13 protein-coding genes are annotated in these 18,488 nt (G+C 69.1%); 6 read left to right on the forward strand and 7 right to left on the reverse strand.

Features of this window, described 5'->3' with window-relative positions; all coding sequences use genetic code 11:
- Window positions 1–3: 3 nt before the first annotated feature.
- Complete coding sequence (locus tag ACQF4J_RS03920; RefSeq protein ID WP_351575884.1) at window positions 4–1,560, reverse strand: Re/Si-specific NAD(P)(+) transhydrogenase subunit alpha; 1,557 nt, start codon at window positions 1,558–1,560, stop codon at window positions 4–6.
- A 277-nt stretch (window positions 1,561–1,837) separates the two neighbouring features.
- Here ACQF4J_RS03920 and ACQF4J_RS03925 point away from each other — a divergent pair, with 277 nt between their 5' ends.
- The 6 genes from ACQF4J_RS03925 to ACQF4J_RS03950 all read left to right on the forward strand — a co-directional run bounded on the left by ACQF4J_RS03925 (window position 1,838) and on the right by ACQF4J_RS03950 (window position 8,672).
- A complete protein-coding gene (locus ACQF4J_RS03925; RefSeq protein ID WP_427164556.1) occupies window positions 1,838–2,845 on the forward strand; it encodes an NADP-dependent oxidoreductase in 1,008 nt (335 codons plus the stop codon).
- A gap of 8 nt (window positions 2,846–2,853) precedes the next feature.
- The gene (locus ACQF4J_RS03930) at window positions 2,854–2,982 is read left to right on the forward strand and encodes a hypothetical protein (protein ID WP_427164558.1); all 129 of its coding nucleotides are present in this window, start codon (window positions 2,854–2,856) and stop codon (window positions 2,980–2,982) included.
- Window positions 2,983–3,548: 566 nt separating this feature from the next.
- A complete protein-coding gene (locus ACQF4J_RS03935; RefSeq protein WP_427164559.1) occupies window positions 3,549–5,147 on the forward strand; it encodes a glycoside hydrolase family 43 protein in 1,599 nt (532 codons plus the stop codon).
- Between the two features lie 55 nt (window positions 5,148–5,202).
- Window positions 5,203–6,255: an endo-1,4-beta-xylanase gene (locus tag ACQF4J_RS03940; RefSeq protein ID WP_427164560.1), complete on the forward strand. Its 1,053-nt coding sequence runs from the start codon at window positions 5,203–5,205 to the stop codon at window positions 6,253–6,255.
- 368 nt (window positions 6,256–6,623) lie between these two features.
- The gene (locus tag ACQF4J_RS03945; RefSeq protein ID WP_427164561.1) at window positions 6,624–7,958 is read left to right on the forward strand and encodes a ferredoxin reductase family protein; all 1,335 of its coding nucleotides are present in this window, start codon (window positions 6,624–6,626) and stop codon (window positions 7,956–7,958) included.
- A gap of 156 nt (window positions 7,959–8,114) precedes the next feature.
- Window positions 8,115–8,672 (forward strand): hypothetical protein, encoded by a 558-nt coding sequence (locus ACQF4J_RS03950; protein WP_427164562.1) that lies wholly within the window; start codon window positions 8,115–8,117, stop codon window positions 8,670–8,672.
- Window positions 8,673–8,690: 18 nt separating this feature from the next.
- On the opposite strand, the gene ACQF4J_RS03955 is transcribed toward ACQF4J_RS03950, so the two are convergent.
- From ACQF4J_RS03955 to ACQF4J_RS03980, 6 genes are all read right to left on the reverse strand, one after another.
- Window positions 8,691–8,987, reverse strand: a complete 297-nt coding sequence (locus ACQF4J_RS03955) for a hypothetical protein (protein ID WP_351584689.1) — start codon at window positions 8,985–8,987, stop codon at window positions 8,691–8,693.
- A gap of 128 nt (window positions 8,988–9,115) precedes the next feature.
- Window positions 9,116–10,438 carry a ricin-type beta-trefoil lectin domain protein gene (locus tag ACQF4J_RS03960; protein WP_351584702.1) on the reverse strand — a complete coding sequence of 441 codons (1,323 nt, stop codon included), beginning with the start codon at window positions 10,436–10,438 and terminating at the stop codon, window positions 9,116–9,118.
- A 76-nt stretch (window positions 10,439–10,514) separates the two neighbouring features.
- Window positions 10,515–12,497: an alpha-L-fucosidase gene (locus ACQF4J_RS03965; protein WP_351584691.1), complete on the reverse strand. Its 1,983-nt coding sequence runs from the start codon at window positions 12,495–12,497 to the stop codon at window positions 10,515–10,517.
- 31 nt (window positions 12,498–12,528) lie between these two features.
- Window positions 12,529–14,937 carry a ricin-type beta-trefoil lectin domain protein gene (locus tag ACQF4J_RS03970; RefSeq protein ID WP_351584696.1) on the reverse strand — a complete coding sequence of 803 codons (2,409 nt, stop codon included), beginning with the start codon at window positions 14,935–14,937 and terminating at the stop codon, window positions 12,529–12,531.
- 48 nt (window positions 14,938–14,985) lie between these two features.
- Window positions 14,986–16,818 (reverse strand): RICIN domain-containing protein, encoded by a 1,833-nt coding sequence (locus ACQF4J_RS03975; RefSeq protein WP_427164563.1) that lies wholly within the window; start codon window positions 16,816–16,818, stop codon window positions 14,986–14,988.
- Window positions 16,819–16,930: 112 nt separating this feature from the next.
- Complete coding sequence (locus ACQF4J_RS03980) at window positions 16,931–18,466, reverse strand: arabinofuranosidase catalytic domain-containing protein (protein WP_351582921.1); 1,536 nt, start codon at window positions 18,464–18,466, stop codon at window positions 16,931–16,933.
- Window positions 18,467–18,488: the final 22 nt, after the last annotated feature.

Raw genomic sequence — 18,488 nt, forward strand, 5'->3', positions numbered from 1 at the left:
GGCTCAGCCTTTCGAGAACATGGACAGCATGCGGCGGGTGACGGCGAAGCCTCCGAAGATGTTGACGCTCGTCAGCAGGATCGCCACGAAGGACAGCGTGGTGACGAGCCAGCTCTCGTGGCCGATCTGCAGCAGGGCGCCGATCACGACGATTCCGGAGATCGCGTTGGTCACCGACATCAGCGGGGTGTGCAGCGCGTGGTGCACCTTGCCGATGACGTAGTACCCGATCACCACCGCCAGGGCGAACACCGTGAAGTTCCCGGCGAGTTGGGCGGGCGCGAAGGCCACCAGCAGGAACATCGCGAGCATGCCGAGCCCGATCAGGCCGAAGCGCCGCGCGGGTGTCGGTCCGGCCTGCTTGGGCTCGGGCGCTTCGGGCGCGGCCGCGGGCTGCGCGGCGGGGGCGGCCGAGACCGCGACGGGCGGGGGCGGCCAGGTGACTCCACCGTCGCGTACGACGGTCACCGCCCGCTGCACGACGTCGTCGAAGTCGATCGTCAGCTGCCCGTCCTTGTCCGGGGTGAGCAGCTTCAGCAGGTTCACCAGGTTGGTGCCGAACAGCTGTGAGGCCTGGGCCGGGAGCCGGGAGGCCAGGTCCGTGTAGCCGATGATGGTGACGCCGTTGTCGGTGACCACCGTCCGTCCGGGCACGGTGCCTTCGACGTTGCCGCCCATCGCCGCGGCCATGTCGACGATGACGCTGCCCGGCTTCATCACGGCCACGTCCTCGGCCGTCAGCAGGCGCGGCGCGGGCCGGCCCGGGATCAGCGCCGTGGTGATGACGATGTCCACGTCCTCGGCCTGCTGGTGGTAGAGCTCGGCGGCGGCGCGGTCGTAGTCGGCGGACGTCGCCTTGGCGTAGCCGTCGGTGCTCGCCTCCTGGTCGACGTTCACCGGAAGGTACTCGCCGCCCAGCGACTTCACCTGGTCGGCGACCTCCGGCCGCGGGTCGGTGGCGCGTACGACGGCGCCGAGGCTGGAAGCGGCGCCGATCGCCGCGAGGCCGGCCACGCCCGCGCCGGCCACCAGCACCTTGGCCGGCGGCACCTTGCCCGCCGCGGTGACCTGGCCGGTGAAGAACCGTCCGAATACGTGCGCGGCCTCGATGACGGCGCGGTATCCGGCGATGTTCGCCATCGACGACAGCACGTCCATCGACTGGGCCCGCGAGATGCGGGGCACCGCGTCCAGCGCCAGAGCGGTCACGCCGGCGTTCGCGAGCGCCTGGAGCAGTTCGGGCTTCTGAGCCGGACTCAGCAGGGCCACCACGGTCGCGTCCCGCCGCAGCCGGTGGATCTCAGCGTCGGAAGGGGCGTTCACCTTCAGGACGACGTCCGTGTCCCAGGCCTCGCCGATCCCCGCGCCGGCGTCGGTGTAGGCCTGGTCGTCGAAGCCGGAGGCCTCGCCGGCCCCGGACTCGACGACGACCTCGTAGCCGAGGCCCAGCAGCAGTCGTACCGTAGCCGGGGTCGCCGCGACCCGCGTCTCCCCGGAGACGGACTCGGCCACGACGCCGACGCGGCGCGGGGGGTGGTGTGAGCGTTCTTGAGCAGACATGTCCTGTATCTCTCGTCAAGGGAGGGTGCGAAAGGGAGATCTGCGCTCGGGGGGTTACGACGTCCTGCCCCGTGATCGCTGGAACCTAACCCGTCGGACGAGCACCGGCCAACGTCAACAGACGGTGACTTGCTTCACCTTGCGCTATCGGCCGAAAGAGATAGGACAACCCGAGACCCCACTGTCCGGCCTGCATGTGACCACCGACACACCCCTCTCATACCTACTGGTCGGTACGCTGCCTCGAGCCGCACACTGCCGCACGACAGGAGGCGCGATGTCCGCGACCAACCGCCAGATCCGCTTGGCCGCCCGCCCGACGGGTGACGTGAAAGCCGAGGACTGGGAGCACTGTTCCGCCCCCGTCGAGGAGCCCGGCCCCGGCCTCTTCGCCGGCCGTACGCGCTTCATCTCGCTGGATCCGGCGATGCGGGGCTGGCTGGACGACCGCCCCTCCTACCTGCCGCCCGTGGGCATCGGCGAGGTGATGCGCGCCGGGTCGGTCATCGAGGTCACCGCCTCGAACCATCCCGACTTCCAGCCGGGCGACCACGTGGTCGGCACCTTCGGCGTGCAGGAGTACGTCGTCTCCGACGGCAAGGGCGCCCTGAAGGTCGACACCTCCCTCGCCCCGCCCTCGACTTATCTCGGCGCGCTGGGCATGCCCGGCATGACCGCCTACTTCGGCCTGCTGGACGTCGGGGCGCTGAAGGACGGTGAGACCGTCGTGGTGTCAGGGGCGGCCGGGGCGGTCGGCACCATGGCCGGTCAGATCGCCAAGGCCAAGGGCTGCCGGGTCATCGGCATCGCCGGCGGGCCGGAGAAGTGCGCCCTGCTCGTCGACGAACTCGGATTCGACGCGGCGATCGACTACCGCGCCGAGGACGTCAGGAAGGCGCTGCGGCAGCACGCTCCCGACGGTATCGACGTCTACTTCGACAACGTCGGAGGAGACATCCTCGACGCCGCCCTGACGCGCCTGGCGATGCACGGGCGCGTCGTGATCTGCGGAGCGATCAGCCAGTACAACAACACCGCGCCGGTCAAGGGCCCCTCCAACTACCTCTCACTGCTGGTGCGCCGGGCCCGCATGGAGGGCTTCGTGGTCTTCGACTACGCCAAGCGCTTCCCGCAGGCCGCGCAGGACATCTCCGCCTGGATCGGCACCGGCCGCATCAAGGTCAAGGAGCACCTGGTCGGCGGAACCGTGGACGACTTCCCCGAGATCCTGCAGATGCTCTTCCGCGGGGAGAACGTCGGCAAGCTCGTCCTGGAACTGACCTGACCAGCGGCATGCTCAACATGCTCAACGGCTACACCTGGATCTTCTGGCTCGGCGCCCTGGTCACGGTCGTGGCCCTGGCCCTCTCACTGTTCCTCCCGCCGCTGCGCGACACGGACGGGGACGCACAGCCCGCCTGACCCGCACCCCGCGGCGCCTGCACGCCGGGAAGATCAACGGCCGGGCCGCCATCCTCCCCAACGGCTGAGCAGCGTCGCACGTGCTCCCCGCCGTCCCGCCGTGAACAGCACGGCGGGACGGCGGCCAGTGCCTGTCAGGCGGTGCGAACATCATCGCCACCCACGCACCCTGGCTGCGCTCGGCCGACACCGCGCATCCCTCCCACTCTCGCGCCCCACAGGCACGTTCGTGCCGCCAGGTGCGTGCGCAATTTCGGATCCCATTCGGAAAGTGCCGCTTCCGCGGACGTCGGAGACGGCCGCCGGATATGTCGCGACGCATTGCTGCGCAAGTCCTCCATCCGGAGGAGTTGCCGACTGACGTGCAGGAAACGCACCCTGAGAGCTTCGAATGTTTCGATGCTGAAGGCGAATCATGCGAGAAGGCTTGACGGCCCCGACCAGCCTCCTATCATCCAGGGTGCTCGATGAGTCGATCCGTGTTCGGCATCACGAACACGATGTCTTTCCGGCCCGGGATCACAGGGAGTGTCACGCTCATGGACCTGTCATGTTCTGATCAACCCATGTCCCGTCGTCGGGCCCTGGCCGCGGGCACCGGCCTGTTCACCGGCGTGGCTCTTCCGCAGGCCGGCTCCTCCCGTTCCCATGCCGTAGGCGAAGGCGCTGAGTACACCAACCCGGTCGTTTGGCAGGACTTCGCGGACATCGACGTCATCCGCGTCGGCAGCACCTACTACGCCTCGGCGTCGACGATGCACTACTCCCCCGGCGCGCCCGTTCTGCGCTCCTACGACCTGGTCAACTGGGAGATCGCCGGTCACTCGGTTCCGGTCCTCGATTTCGGCGCCAAGTACGACCTGAACGGCGCCCGGGGCTACGTAAGGGGCATCTGGGCGTCCTCACTGGCTTACCGCCCGAGCAACAGGACGTTCTACTGGCTCGGCCAGATCGACTTCGCGAAGACGTACCTCTACACCGCCACCGCCGTCGAGGGGCCGTGGAGCAGACTGACGACGATCGGTACTGCGTACTACGACGCCGGTCTTCTCATCGACAGCGACGACTCCCTGTACGTCGCCTACGGCAACACCACCATCAGCGTGGCGCAGCTGTCGCCCGACGGCCGCAACCAGGTGCGCACGCAGCAGGTGTTCACCGCACCGTCGAGTGTCGGCACCCTCGAAGGCTCCCGCTTCTACAAGATCAACGGGCAGTACTACATCTTCGTGACCCGTCCCGCCAACGGCCAGTACATCCTGAAGTCGTCGAGCGGCCCCTTCGGTCCGTACACGATGCGGCAGGTCCTCCTCGATCTGCGCGGGCCGATCCCCGGCGGCGGTGTCCCGCACCAGGGCGGGCTGGTGCAGACCCAGGGCGGTGCCTGGTACTACATGGCCTTCGTGGACGCGTATCCCGGCGGACGGGTGCCCGTCCTCGCGCCGGTCACCTGGACCTCGGACGGCTGGCCCGTCGTGCAACTGGTCAACGGCGCGTGGGGCAACGCGTACCCGAGCCCGGCCGTGCCCGCGGCTTCCCGTCGGGTCGCTCCCATGACCGGTGTTGACACCTTCGACGGCACGGCCCTCAAGCCGGCGTGGGAATGGAACCACAACCCGGACAACACCAAGTGGTCCCTCGGCAACGGCCTGACCCTGCGGACCGCCACTGTCACCAACGACCTGTACTGGGCCCGCAACAGCCTCACACACCGCATCCAGGGCCCCACCTCCACGGCCACGGTCCTGATCGACCACTCGGCGATGCGGGACGGCGACCGGGCCGGGCTCGCGCTGCTGCGCGACTCCTCCGCGTGGATCGGGGTCAAGCGCGACGGCGGAGTGAAACGGGTGGCGATGGTCGGCGGGCTGACCATGGACGGCAGCTGGAACACCACCGGGACCGGCACCGAGCTCGCGAGCGCGGCCACGTCGGGCGACCGTGTCTGGCTGCGCGCGACGGCCGACATCCGGCCCGGTTCGGCCCGCCCAGGGACCTTCTCCTACAGCACCGACGGCATCAACTTCACCCGGCTCGGGCCCGCCTTCTCGATGGGCAACGACTGGCGCTTCTTCATGGGCTACCGATTCGCACTCTTCAACCACGCCACACAGGCACTCGGGGGCGCGGTCCGCGTCCTGCGGTTCGAGCTGTCGACGCCCTGATCCCATCCGATCCAGTGCACGGCGCAACCCCCCACCCAACCGTACGAGGAGAGACATGAACCCGCTGAAGCGGCTCGGCCGTCGCCGAGCCTCGGTGTCAGCCCTGCTGGCATTGGCCGCCCTGGTGACACCGGGCGCCGCGAGCGCCGCCCCCGACGCCGTCCGGGCCTCCACGCTCGGCGCCCAGGCCGCCCAGTCCGGCCGTTACTTCGGAACGGCTGTGGCCGCCGGGAAGCTGGGCGACTCGACGTACTCCGGCATCCTGGACCGCGAGTTCAACATGATCACGCCCGAGAACGAGATGAAGTGGGACACCACCGAGCACTCCCGCGGCAGCTTCAACTTCGGGCCCGCCGACCAGATCGTCAGCCACGCCGCCGCGCACGGTCAGCGGATGCGCGGCCACACCCTGGTCTGGCACTCCCAACTGCCGGGCTGGGTCAGCTCCATCACCGACGCGGGCACCCTGCGCAGCGTGATGAACAACCACATCACCACCGAGATGAACCACTTCAAGGGCAGGATCTACGCCTGGGACGTGGTCAACGAGGCCTTCGCCGACGGCGGCAGCGGCCAGCACCGCTCCTCGGTCTTCCAGAACGTCCTCGGCAACGGCTTCATCGAAGAAGCCTTCCGCACCGCACGCAACGCCGATCCGGCCGCCAAGCTCTGCTACAACGACTACAACATCGAGAACTGGTCCGACGCCAAGACCCAGGGCGTCTACAACATGGTCCGCGACTTCAAGAACCGCGGCGTGCCCATCGACTGCGTCGGCTTCCAGTCCCACTTCGGCACCGGCGGACCGCCCGCCGGCTTCCAGACCACGCTGAACAACTTCGCCGCCCTCGGCGTCGACGTACAGATCACCGAACTCGACATCGCCCAGGCCCCGGCGACCGCCTACACCAACACCGTCAAAGCCTGCATGAACATCGCCCGCTGCAAGGGCATCACGGTGTGGGGCATCCGGGACAGCGACTCCTGGCGCAGCGGAGACAACCCCCTGCTGTTCGACCGCAACGGCAACAAGAAGCCCGCCTACAACGCGGCATTGACCGCGCTCGGCGGCGCTGCGGCCGCCGCGCTCCCCTCCAGCTCCGAATAGCGTCCCAGCGGTTCACTCGTCTCCACGCCTCCCGGCCTGCGTACCAGCTTCAGTGACTGGTCGCAGGCCGGTCGGTCACCTCGGCAGGCATCCGCAGCGGGCGCCGTGTCGACCGGCGAGGGACCAGGACCGGCCGCACGAGCCGACGCCGTCTCTCCTCCCGGTCGAGCAGCCTGCCCACCGCCTCCCGTTCGGTTCGTGAAGTAGTCGTGCGTACCCCGACGCTCCTCAACTGCCCTGCGACGGCTTGTGGTTAAGAGCTTAATCAGCCAGCGTGCCCGAACCGACCGGTGCGCATCGCGGCACGAGGACGGTCGAAGTGCCTCACCCGGACGCACACGGACGAACACGGACGAGAAGAGGAAGCAGTGGAAGCGACCTGTACACAGGTGCGGCGGCGCACCGTTCCCCCGGGCCTCGCGGCGCTCTGGGCGCTGTGGACGTTCGTCGTCGTCAACCTGGTGATCGTCGAGGTTCTGTTCCTCAGCGCCGGAACCGGCCAGAACGGGGTGCTCACAGCCGCGAAGTTCTTCGGCATGCATGCCGCCGTGCTGATGCTGCTGCAGTTGCTGCTGGTGGCGCGCCTGCCGTGGTTCGACCGCCGTGTGGGCATGGACCGTTTGACGGTGTGGCACCGATGGGTCGGCGTCACGCTGCTGTGGACCGTCCTCACCCACGCCGTGCTGGTGGTGCTGGGTTACGCGAAACTGAGCGGCACGTCGATGACGAAGACGTTCCTCTCCCTGACCGACGTGCCGGCCTCGCTGCTCGGGATGTGCGCCGCGGCGATCATCGTCGTGGTCGCCGGAGTGTCCGCGCGATATGTGAGACGGCGGCTGCGCTACGAGACCTGGCACGCCCTGCACGTACTGCTGTACCTCGCGTTGGGGCTGGCTTTCGTCCATCAGTTGAGGGAGACCACGACCTTCCGCTCCTCCGCTTTCGCGAGCGTCTACTGGTGGTCCCTGTGGCTGTTCGCCTTCGGTGCCCTCGTGGTGGGACGCATCATCCTGCCCGTCTGGCGCAACGCCTATCACCGGTTCGAGGTCACGGCCGTGGTGCCGGAGTCGGACGACGTGGTGTCGGTGCACGTCACCGGCCGCCACCTCGACAGATTGCCCGCTCGGGCCGGCCAGTTCTGCATCTGGCGGTTCCCCGGGCACAACCACTGGTGGACGGCCAACCCGTTCTCCCTGTCGGCGGCACCCGACGGCCGAACGCTGCGCCTCACCGCCAAAGCGCTCGGCAACACCAGCGCCGGCCTCAAGAACGTGCCGGTCGGCAGCCGCGCGTTCGTCGAGGGTCCGTACGGGGCCTTCACCTCCCTGCACCGGTCACGGTCCGGTGCCCTGCTGATCGCCGGAGGAGTCGGCATCACGCCGGTGCGGGCTCTGCTGGAGGAGTCGGCCGGTGACGTCGTCGTGGTCTACCGGGTGCGCAGCGAGAACGACGCCGTTCTGATCGACGAGGTACGAGACCTGGTCGCCGACCGCGGCGGGCGGCTGCATCTGCTCACCGGCCGGCGGGGAGAGGGAACGTCGCCGTTCGAACCGGACGGTCTCCGTGCCCTGGTTCACGACATAACGGAACGCGATGTGTACGTCTGCGGCCCTCCCGCGATGACATCGGCCGTGCTCGCGGCCTTGCGCACACTGGGAGTTCCCCAACGGCAGGTCCACGCCGAACGCTTCGGCCTGGCCTGACCGCAGAACGTCCCCGATTGCCGAATTCGCCATGGTTCGCCACCCCTTCCGCCAGGTGCAAATATCTACCAGCATGAATGTGCCGGGCCTGGCCGCCCCGGCTGCGTGGAGGAAGTTCGCCCGCCTGCGCGGGCGGAGGAAACTCGGAGGACGACCATGCAGACCGCCATGCGGCAGGCAACGGAGTGGCTCGCGGCCGCTGCGACCGACCCACGCGAGTGCAAGCGCCAGTGGCACGGTGAGTTGGGCATCGCCGCTCTGGCGTGCGGCCGGTTCTGGGACGTTCTGAGCGTGCCCGAGGAACTGGCCCTGCCCGCCCTGGACGCTCTGTTGGGCATCCCGCAGCCACCCGGTCCCGCTCTCGCGGACGCCTGCGCCCGGCGGGTGGCCTTCTTCCTGCCGCCCGACCCCACGGGCCGCTGGATCGGTTCGGGCATCCGCTATGCGGGCAAGGGCGCCTGGATCGCGGTCCCCGCGCCGAACCGTACCGTCGGGCGTCTGCGCTGGCTGGTCCCGCCCAACGGTACCGGCGCCCTCTTCGTTCCGGCAGCCGTGGAACTGGCCTTGCAGCTTGCCCTCGGCCGGCTCTCCTCGCAGGCCCGGAGACGAAGGTGCCCGACCTGCGGGGGCCCGGCCTCTGAAGGCCCCCTTCCCTCCGCAGCCCCGGCCGTCGGACGCACGGAGACCGTCACACGGGACACCGCCGGGCCGTGAGCTCGGCGGTCGGCGGTGTCAGCGTGAGGGCAGCTTGTCGGTACGCCGCCGAACGGGCAGCTTGCCAGCGTGCTCCCAGCGGCCGGCTCGCGCCGGGCCGGGGAACTGCGCCGTGACCGTGGGGCCCATGGCCGTCAGCAGCATCCACTGGGGATCACGGACCCCCGGGACCATCCGGCCGCGCGCCCGCCACTCCCTGACCAGGGCGGCGTAGATGGGTGGGTCCTCGTGCGGCGCCGCATGATGTGTGCCGTACGACGTCTGCTGTTCCTCGTCCTCCGGGACGAGGCATCCGGTGGTCGCGGTGCGGTCCATGCTGAGGCAACGCGCCCGCGCGGAAAGCGGTACGTCTTCGTTCGGTTATGGCCCCATCGGATGAGACCGCGTCCCTCGTTAGGGGCCATGTGTTTGTCCGACGAGATCGTTATCGCGGGACTCCGGCCTTACGCGGACGTGTGCCAGTGCTGGTTCGCACCGCCCGTGCAACTCCACACCTGGACCTTCGTCCCGTTGGCGGTCGCCTGGCCGCTGGCGTCGAGGCACAGGCCCGACTGGGCCGCCGTGATCGTACCGTCGGGGTTGATGTTCCATTGCTGGTCCGACTGACCGCTGCAGTCCCAGATCGCGGCGGGGGTGCCGCTGCCCGCGGACTGGCCGACGCCCAGGCACTTGTTGCCGTAGACGACGAGCTGTTTCGTGGCGGTATAGGTCCAGCGTTGGTTGGAGCCTGCGTTGCAGTCCCACAGTTGAGCCTGCGTGCCGTTGGCCGTCGCGGAGTTGTTGATGTCGAGGCAGCGTCCCGACTGGTCGCCGACGATCTCCTGATTGCCGGCGGGCGGTGGGGGCGGGGGCTGGTTCGAGCCGAACTGGGTGAAGAACTGCCACACCGCTGCCGACGTCCAGGTGCGCCAGCCGTCACCGGTGGAACCGTCGATGGGGCCCGGATCATGGCCGGCTCCGTCGAACGCGGCCCAGACGACGGGGTATCCCGACCTGCAACCCGAGTAGGTGGTGATGATGTGCGTCAGGCTCCCGTAGGCCGGCTCGGGCGGGTTCTGCGGGGTGCAGCCGTTCGTGCGGACGAAGGTGTCGCGCAGTTGCCGTCCCGACGAGATGGGCAGCACGTTGTCCCGGATGCCGTGCAGGCCCATGTAGGCGATGGGCTGGTTGCCGCCGTTGCACCCGCTGAGGTTCGCGCCGGAGTAGACCGCGACCGCGCGGAAGACCGTCGCCCGGGAGCAGGCGAGGGCGTAGGACATGGCACCGCCGTAGCTGAACCCGGCGGCGAACAACTGGGTGGTGTCGACGCACAGGCCTGCCTCGATCTGGCCGACCATGGCGTCGACGAGGGCGATGTCCTGGCCGCCGGAGTTGGCCCACCCGTTGCCGATGCCCTGCGGGGCGACGAAGATCGTGCCGTTGTTCGCGCTGTCCGCCAGGCGGCGCAGGCCGTAGTAGGACCAGTTGTATCCGTCCGTACCGCCCGAGTCGACGTCGCCCGCCGTGCCGCCTCGCCAGTGGAAGCCGAAGACCAGGCGGTAGGGGTGGCCGCTGTCGTACCCGGCGGGGACGCGGAGGATGTAGCTGCGTGTCTGGCCACCGCTCTGGATGGTGTGGGTACCGCTCGTCAGGGCCGGCGCCTTGCCGCAGCCGGCGGTCGCCGAGGCGGCGACGGTGCTCCTGGCCGGCGCGGCCGCCCCGAGGCCGACGGCGAACGAGGTGCCCGCAGCCGACAGGACGAGAAGTAACGCGGCCGCGAGGGCCATGAAAAGTGGTTTGCGTTTCATGCACTCCTACTTCCGTGGTCGGGGGATGAGCAGGGAGCGTCGGTGGTCGGGCGCTTCACGCGCCGGTGATGGTCCATGCGTTGTTGGTGCTGGAGTTCGGCGTCCACATCACCGTGGTCGAGCCCACGGTGGTGCTGCCGCTGCCGTCGAGGGCGGTACCGGTGCCACGGTTGATGATCTGGTACCGGTTGTCGCCGAGGCTCTTCAGCGACCACTGCTGGTTGTCACCGCCGTTCCAAGCCTCCTGCCGGGCGGGAGCGCCGTTGGCGGAGTTGCCCCAGCTGTCGGCCGCCATGCCGTTGGCGCGGTTCATGATGCGGTGGTAGCCGTTGCCGAGGTCGACGAGCTGCCACTGCAGGTTGGCACTGCCGTCGTAGTTCCACTGCTTGAGGTTGGAGCCGGAGGCGACGTTGCCCCCGCTGTCGAGCACCAGCCCGCTGGTCGCGTTGGCGATCTTCACCCAGGTCGTGGAACCGCCCGGTGCGCCCAGCACGGGGATCTCACCGGAGAAGGTGAGCTTGACCGTGTACGCCAGGGCGTTGAACGGCGGGTTGGACGAGGGCATGGCCAGGTGCAGTCCGGAGGCGTCCTGCGTCGGGGCGGGCAGGCTGAGGTACGTGCCGGCGGCGTTGTTCAGCAGTTGGGCGCCGGTCAGGCTGCTGAGGTTGATCTGGTTGGAGTTCAGCGTGGCGATGGTCATGGTCGCGCCCTGCCAGCCCAGGGCGGTGGCATAGAGGACCTTGTTGTCCTGACTGCGGGTGAAGCGGACGTCCTGCGGTTTGCCGGCCACCGGTCCGCTGAAGGAGCCGCCACCCATCTTGGTGGGGCCCTCGCCGTAACTGGACCAGGAGCGGGTTCCGTAGACCGCCTCTCCGAAGCGGCCGAGCCAGTCCCCCATGCCGAGCAGGATCGACTGCTGTCCGGAGGGGATGGTGCCGTCGGCCATCGGGGCGATGTTGAGCAGCATGGTGCCGCCCTTGCTGACGCGGTCGATCAGCGAGTGCAGCAGTGCCTGTGTCGTGTAGTAGCCGATGCCCACCGTGTAGCACCAGCTGGAGGAGGAGATGCTGTCGTCGGTCAGCCAGTACGGGGTGAGCAGTCCGGCCGGGCCGCCGCGCTCGAAGTCGTAGACCTCGCCCTTGTTGTCGAGGCCGTCCTTGTAGGTCGCGACCACGTCCTTGTTCCAGGCGACCGCCTGGTTGTAGTAGTGCGCGAGGAACTGCAGCCGGTAGGACTCCTGCACCAGGTTCAGGTCGAAGTCCTGCCAGAGCAGGTCGGGTTGGTAGCCGTCGACGACCTCGATGAGCTTGTCGTACCAGAGCTTGTTCTCCGCCGCCGAGCCCTGCTGTCCGTACAGGATGCGCAGGGAGGAGTCCGACTGGGACGGCACGTGGTCGTAGAAGCCGTTGAAGTGGTACGCGTGGTGCAGGGAGGCCATGAACTTCAGGCCCTGTCCGCGGATGGCCTGCGCGTGCAGGGAGACGAGGTCGAGTCTGGGACCGTGCTGGACGGAGTTCCACGGGTTGGCGCGGCTGTTCCACATGGAGAACCCGTCGTGGTGCTCGGCGACCGGGCCGGCGAATCGGGCGCCGGCGGACTTGAACAGGCGGGCCCAGGCATCCGGGTCCCAACTGCCTCCCTGGGACACCAACTTGGGTGCGAACTGCACGAAGTGGCCGGCCTTGTCGCGGGCACCGTCGATGAAGTTGTGGTACGGCCACACCGAGGGGTCGCCGTAGGTGGCGATGTGGTGCTTGTTCTCGTTCGAGCCGCCGATGTACATGTTGCGCGGATACCACTCGTTGCCGAACGCGGGGACGCTGAAGACACCCCAGTGGTAGTAGATGCCGAACTTGGCGTCCCTGAACCAGGCCGGGGCCGGGGGGTGCTGGTCGACGGAGGACCAGCTCGCGGTGTAGCTCGCCGGGCCGTCGGTCGCGGCGGCCGCCGGGGCGAACCGCAGCAGGCCGAAGGCCGTGGCCGCGCCGGTCGCCGCCAGCAGACGGCGCCGGCTGATCGGGTGGGGGATGGAAGTCATGCGGGGCCTCTCGACGTCATTGACGAGCTGGTCAGTTGCGCGTCCACTTCTGATTGCCGGCCCCGCTGCAGGTCCACAGCTCCAGCAGGGTGCCGTTGGCCGTTCCCGCGCCGGTGGCGTCCAGGCACAGGCCGGACTGGACGCCGGTGATCGTGCCGTCGGCGTTCAGCGTCCACTGCTGGTTGCCGCCGCCGGTGCAGGTCGCGATGTCGACCTTCGTGCCGGGGCTGGTGCCACTGCCCGCGGCGTCCAGGCAGGCGCTGCCGTACACCCGCAGTTCACCGGCCGGGGTGCTCGTCCACTGCTGGTTGCCGCCGCCGTTGCAGTCCCACAGCTCCACCTGGGTGCCCGGCGTCTGCGACTGGTTGGGCACGTCGACGCACCTGCCGGAGGCGACCCCGACGAGCGTGCCGGTCGTACCGCCGCCGCTGCCGCCGCTGCCGGGGGTGAGGGACAGGTTGTCGAACTGCGCCGTCTCGCCCTGACCGGTCGCGTAGCCGACCTGCCCGGCGGCCCAGGTGCGGTCGTTGGCGGAGCCGACCGTGGAACCGTCGACGACGGCGGTGACGGTGGTGCCGGAGAAGGTCAGCGCCAGGGTGTGCCAGCGGTTGGTGCCCAGCGCCGTGGTGGTGCCGTGGGCGAGGGTGGAGACGCTGCCGTTGGTGTTGGTGTTCAGGATCGACCAGGCGCCGGTGTCGCCGACCCGCAGGTGGTAGGCGTTCAGTCCGCCGGTGCTGCTGTAGTCCTGCCCGTTGGCGCGGCCTATCAGCTCGGCATACCCCGGTTGTTCGAGCAGCACGTCGGACGAGACGGTGTAGTTGCTCCAGCCGACGTCACCGAGGAGGGCGTGCGGATCGGACAGCGCGTCCCAGGTGATCGGTTTCTGGGGGCTCATCTGGCGCACGCACTTGCCGCTGCGGCCGCCGCCGCAGGCCGCCACCTCGAAGGCGCCCTGCCAGTCCATGAGGTACTTCGCCTCACTGCCGGTGGTGTAGCCGTCGAAGGAGTCGCTGTACGGCAGGTTCATCGCGCCCTGGGCGGGTGCGGTGGCGGTGCCCTTGCCCTGCCCGGTCGTGGTGGTCAGGGTGTAGACGTGGTGGGGCTGTACGGTCAGGCTGAAGCCGCCGCCGGACGGGGTGAGGTCCGCGGTGTGCACGAAGTAGTCGGCGGCGTTGCCGGAGTTGACGTCGGTCGACCACACGTGGACGGTCCCGCTGGACAGTCCTCCGGTGACGTTGAAGTTCAGTGTCTGGGCGCTGCCCGCGTCCATCGTCTCGATGACCGTGGAGTAGTCGGAGTTGTTCGTGGACTTCAGCGAGACGTAGCTGCCGTTGTTGCGGTTGCCGCCGATGTAGCCGCTGGCGGAGTCGAGGTACTGCCAGCCCGGGGCGGTGAACTGGCTGGTGTGCGCCATGACCCAGGTGTTCTTGCCGATCGCGTAGTGCCCCGACCACGGCTGCGAGGCCAGGGCGAGACCCATGGTGGGATACGGCAGGTTCGGCGTGATCGCCGCGACGACCGGCCAGTTGAGATAGGCGGTCATGCGGCCGTCGATGTACCCGCGGTTGATGCCGCGGGCCATGGCCGTCGCTCCCCCGTTGTAGTCGTCCGAGCCGTTCTCGCTCGCCCACAGCGGCTTGCCGGAGGATGTGGCGGCCGACGGCACCGAGCAGTTGGACTGGGAGGAGCGGTAGCCGCATGGGTAGTGGGTGCCGATGACGTTCACGGCGGCAGCGAACGCCGGGTTGGAGTTCACGTCGTTCGCCACGGCCCAGTCCGAGTCGGCCGCTACGATCTTGACGCCGCCGTAGCCGTTGGAGTTGAGCGTGCTGCGCAACTGCTCGTACCAGGAGGCGTTGTAGCCGCGCTCGTTCCAGCCGCCGAGGTAGTCGATGGAGAGCCCGTGCTTCTTGGCGCAACCCAGCCACGAAACCAGGTAGTTGACCATGTCGGTGGACCAGAAGTTCCCGCCGCCGATCCATCCCGGGGCACCCCAGGCGAGCCCGTACAGCTTGATGTTCGGATTGCGGGCCTTGGCCTGCTCCATCAGCCACCATTCGTAGCCCCGGTCGCAGTTGAGGTCGGCACGGGTGTGCTGGTGGCTCGGCTCGGCTCCGGAGGTGGAGTTGGTGTCGCCGCCGATCTCGGCCTTGAGGATGTGCAGGGCGGCGCCGTAGCCGGGTTTGAACAGGTAGTCGAGGATCTGCCCGCGCTGGGGCTCGGGGTAGTCGATCAGGAGTCTGCTGTTGCCGCCTCCGCCGCTGATCGCGCCGACGCCGTCGAACGTCCGGCCCGAGGAGGTGCCGTTGACGGTGATGGAGGTGGCGGCCCGGGCCGGGGCGGCGCTCGTGCCCACGAGGCCGCCGGCGGCCAGGAGGAGGCCCGTGAGCACGGCCGTCGAGGCGCGCAGGCGCCGCAGCAGCCGTCCGAATGCTGACACGGTGGGGGTTCCTTTCGCAGGTCGGTGGGGTCCGCGTCGGATGCGCTGTCAGCGGACGGTGAAGTCCTGATTGGTGCCGGGCGCGTTCTTGCACTGCCACTGGTCCAGTTGCTGTCCCGCGTTGCCGCCGGCGCCGTAGGCGTCCAGGCACAGGCCGCTGTTGCGGTTCTGGAAGGCGTACGAGCCGTCCGACTGCCGTACCGGCAGCCAGAGGCCGTTGGCCGCTGTGCCGGAAGCCTGCTGGACGATGTCCGGGACGCCGGCCGCCGTGGAGCCTCCCGCGACCGCTACGTCCTGACCGGAGCTCCGGGCGCGCAGTTCGCCGTAGCCGCCCGCAGCCGGTACGAACCGGAACTGCTGGTTGCTCTGCCCGTTGCAGGTCCACTGGTCGATCGCGGCCCCCTCCGCCCCGGAGTCGCCGTACACGTCCAGGCACAACTGATTGGTGGCGAAGACGAGTTGGTGGTCGCCGTCCGGGAAGGCTCCGCCGCCGGACGAGGCGGGTGTCAGGTAGACGGCGAACGCGTCGTGCGCGCCCTGGAAGGTGAACGGCACGGTGATCGAACCGCCCGTGGCGCTCACGTTCTGGTCGTACACGGTCTGCGGCGCACTGAGCGGTGCCTGGTCCGGGATGCGGTGCACGGTGACGTGCACGCTGCCGGAGTTCGTCAGCCAGGGGACGGACGACAGCCCGTTGAAGGTCACGGACGCGGCGCCGGTGTATCCGTTGGAGTCGCCGATGACGGCGACCGCCCGCTTGGCGGCGGAGTCCTCGGCGGCGGAGACGGCCGTGGAGCCGACCTGGCCGGAGGTGTCGACGAGGGTGCCGGTCATGTCGGCGTAGTCGCGAAGCGCCCACCAGTTGCCGGTCGGCTGCCAACTGCCCCCGCTCTGGGTGAGAACTCCCGTCAGGTTCGGGGTCACGCAGCACACCCAGTTGCCGCGCATCGCGTTGGTGTACCGGGACTGCGCAAACCGCGCCAGGTACCAGGCCGTCACCCCGGCGGTCTGCCGGTCGGCGGGCTGGTACTCGTTCGAGGACAACGGCAAGCGGCCGATCCCCGCCGAGGTCAGCGCGTTGTCGAGGCTCTGACCGACGGTGACCGGATCGTCGACGTCGCCCTCGTTGTGATTGGTGATCATGTCCGGCACGGTCCCGGCCGCCTTCACATGCGCGAGCCAGGTCTGCCACTCCGCCGGGTTGCGCTGCGGGGTGAAGGCGAGAGACGGTCCCACGATCTGCGCCCCGGGGGCGATCCGCCGGATCTCCCGGTAGGCGCTGTCCCACATCTGGAAGTACTGGGCGCTGTTCACCCCCCGGGTCCAGAAGACGGAGATGTCCGGCTCGTTCCAGATGTCGTAGGCGAAGGTCAGGCCCGAAGCCTGCAGCGCTCCCACCGTGGAGTCGATGAACCCGATCCAGTTGGAGCAGTCGCCGTTGTCGCACGGGTACCTGGTGTTCGACGGCTGGCCGCCGTTCGCGCCGTAGATGTCACTGACGAGCACCTGGTACTGCGCGTGGTAGGGCGGGCGAGTGAGCCGTTTCGCCTGCGCGACGATGGAGTCGATGTCGGCCCGGGTGGCCGAACCGTTCTGGTAGCCGTCCTTGATCCAGCCGCCGGAGAACCATCCGCCGCCGCGGAAGGCGTTGATTCCCAGCGGCTGCAGGAACCGGTCCGCGGGCTGGCCGCCGTCTTCGCTGATGCCGTAGAGGAACCCCTCCCCCACACCCATCGACGGTCCTCGCGTCGACGCCAGGTTCACGCTCAGCGACAGGGCCGGGGCGGCCTGGCTCGGTGCCGTCGACAGCAGCGCCAGCACGAGTGCCAGGACGATGCCGGCCACCAGCGCCGGACGACCGGGTCGCGCTCTGGTCCTCATTCGATCCTCCTGTGGTCGGCGCCGGCGCCGGCGCGTCGCGGCGCGGCGCGGCGACAGCCCGGGGCGGCGTCGGGATGCCGCCCCGGAGTCGAGCGGGGCATGTCTCTTGGGGTCAGTTGAGCGTCCATCGCTGGTTGGTCTGGCCGTTGCAGGTCCACAGCTGTGCTGGAGTGCCGTTGGCGGTGGCGGCGCCGGTGACGTCCAGGCACAGGCCCGAAGGGGCGCTGGTGATCGTGCCGTTGGCGTTGAGCGTCCACTGCTGGTTGGCCTGGTTGTTGCAGCTCCACGTGATGACCTTGGTGCCGGGGCTGGTGCCCTGTCCCGAGGCGTCCAGGCACAGACGGCTGCCGCCCATGGTGACGCTCAGCTCGTGAGAGGAGCTCTGGGACCAGGTCTGGTTCGCCGCGCCGGTGCAGTCACGGATCTGCGTCTGCGTGCCCGGCGTCGTGGAACCGCCCGGCACCTCCAGGCACTTGCCCGCACCCACCGCACGCAGCGCACCCGTCGTACCGCCCCCGCCGCTTCCCGTCCCGTAGCCGGCCGCGGTGATACTGGCCTGGACGGCGTTCTCGGTGGCGTCGGAGGGGTAGCCCGTCGTCATCGCGCCTTCGAAGAACTCGCCTTGTCCCGAAGGACTGTTGTCGCCGCCGGTGCCGAGCAGGACCGAGCTGTCGACCTTCATCGGCGAGTAGCCGTTGGGCAGCGGCCCGGAGAAGGTGGTGTTCAGCCCTCCGCCGGCACCGTTGCCGTATTTGAGGGTGAAGTTGGTGGTGCCGTTGTTCTTCAGCCACGCGCTGACGAACGGGTAGTGCACGCCGGGGTTGTTCGGGTCCTTGTTGGAGCCTGTGTTGGTGTGGAACATGCCGTTCTCCAGGTCGGCCTCGACCCACGGGCCACTGCCCGTGCAACCGCCGAACCAGCAGGCGTTGCCCCAGTAGATGGCGTTCATGGTGGCGTTGCCGGTGTCGGTGTGGGAGTTCTCGCCGCTGCCGTAGTCGAAGCAGCACCACTGGTTGGTGTAGTTCGACGAGGTCACCATGTAGATGCCTTCGGGCTGGGAGCCGGTGGCCACGCCGCTCGCGTGGTCGAGCCGGTAGCCGACGCCGGGGGTGACCTTGACGCCGAACACCGGGTGACCGGCCGCGGTCACGGGCAGGGCCATGGCGTCCGCGCCCACGTCGGAGCCGTTGGGGCCGGGCCCTTTCCAGTAGCCGCCCCAGGAGATCGGCAGGTCATTGTGTCTGGCGGTCTGGTCGTAGATCTTCGTGATCGTGCACGACGTGCCCGCGCAGAACGACACCTGGGAGGCGGCGTCGGCGTACCCGCCCGCGGCGAGCACCCCGATGTCGCGGTAGGTGTGGTCGGAGGACCGCTGGATCTGGTACAGCGGCCCGTTGTAGGCGGTGAAGAGCGCCCTGGTCGTGGAGTGCGCCGTCACGCACGGCGTGCCGCCCGCGGCGTAGATGTCGCAGGGAAGCGACGCGTCCGCGGCGGCTGCGGGGGCCGACGTGTGGACGGCGCTACGGGTGCCGGCCCCCGGTGACGTGGCGAACGCCGGTGTGCCCAGCGCTGCCAGGGCCATCGCCAGGGCGATCAGGAACGCGGCCGGGAATCGCCTGCGTCGGCGATCCATTGCTGATCCGGGCAAGGGAATCTCCTCTGTGGCGGTG

The organism is Streptomyces sp. C1-1, from assembly GCF_050214755.1.
In the GTDB taxonomy this organism is placed as follows: Bacteria; Actinomycetota; Actinomycetes; order Streptomycetales; family Streptomycetaceae; genus Streptomyces.

What these genes read in the sequence shown, in the direction of transcription:
- ACQF4J_RS03920 (WP_351575884.1), bottom strand. Translation starts at nt 1,560, where the DNA reads ATGTCTGCTCAAGAACGCTCACACCACCCCCCGCGCCGCGTCGGCGTC.
- ACQF4J_RS03925 (WP_427164556.1), top strand. Translation starts at nt 1,838, where the DNA reads ATGTCCGCGACCAACCGCCAGATCCGCTTGGCCGCCCGCCCGACGGGT.
- ACQF4J_RS03930 (WP_427164558.1), top strand. Translation starts at nt 2,854, where the DNA reads ATGCTCAACATGCTCAACGGCTACACCTGGATCTTCTGGCTCGGCGCC.
- ACQF4J_RS03935 (WP_427164559.1), top strand. Translation starts at nt 3,549, where the DNA reads ATGTCCCGTCGTCGGGCCCTGGCCGCGGGCACCGGCCTGTTCACCGGC.
- ACQF4J_RS03940 (WP_427164560.1), top strand. Translation starts at nt 5,203, where the DNA reads ATGAACCCGCTGAAGCGGCTCGGCCGTCGCCGAGCCTCGGTGTCAGCC.
- ACQF4J_RS03950 (WP_427164562.1), top strand. Translation starts at nt 8,115, where the DNA reads ATGCAGACCGCCATGCGGCAGGCAACGGAGTGGCTCGCGGCCGCTGCG.
- ACQF4J_RS03955 (WP_351584689.1), bottom strand. Translation starts at nt 8,987, where the DNA reads ATGGACCGCACCGCGACCACCGGATGCCTCGTCCCGGAGGACGAGGAA.
- ACQF4J_RS03960 (WP_351584702.1), bottom strand. Translation starts at nt 10,438, where the DNA reads ATGGCCCTCGCGGCCGCGTTACTTCTCGTCCTGTCGGCTGCGGGCACC.
- ACQF4J_RS03965 (WP_351584691.1), bottom strand. Translation starts at nt 12,497, where the DNA reads ATGACTTCCATCCCCCACCCGATCAGCCGGCGCCGTCTGCTGGCGGCG.
- ACQF4J_RS03975 (WP_427164563.1), bottom strand. Translation starts at nt 16,818, where the DNA reads ATGAGGACCAGAGCGCGACCCGGTCGTCCGGCGCTGGTGGCCGGCATC.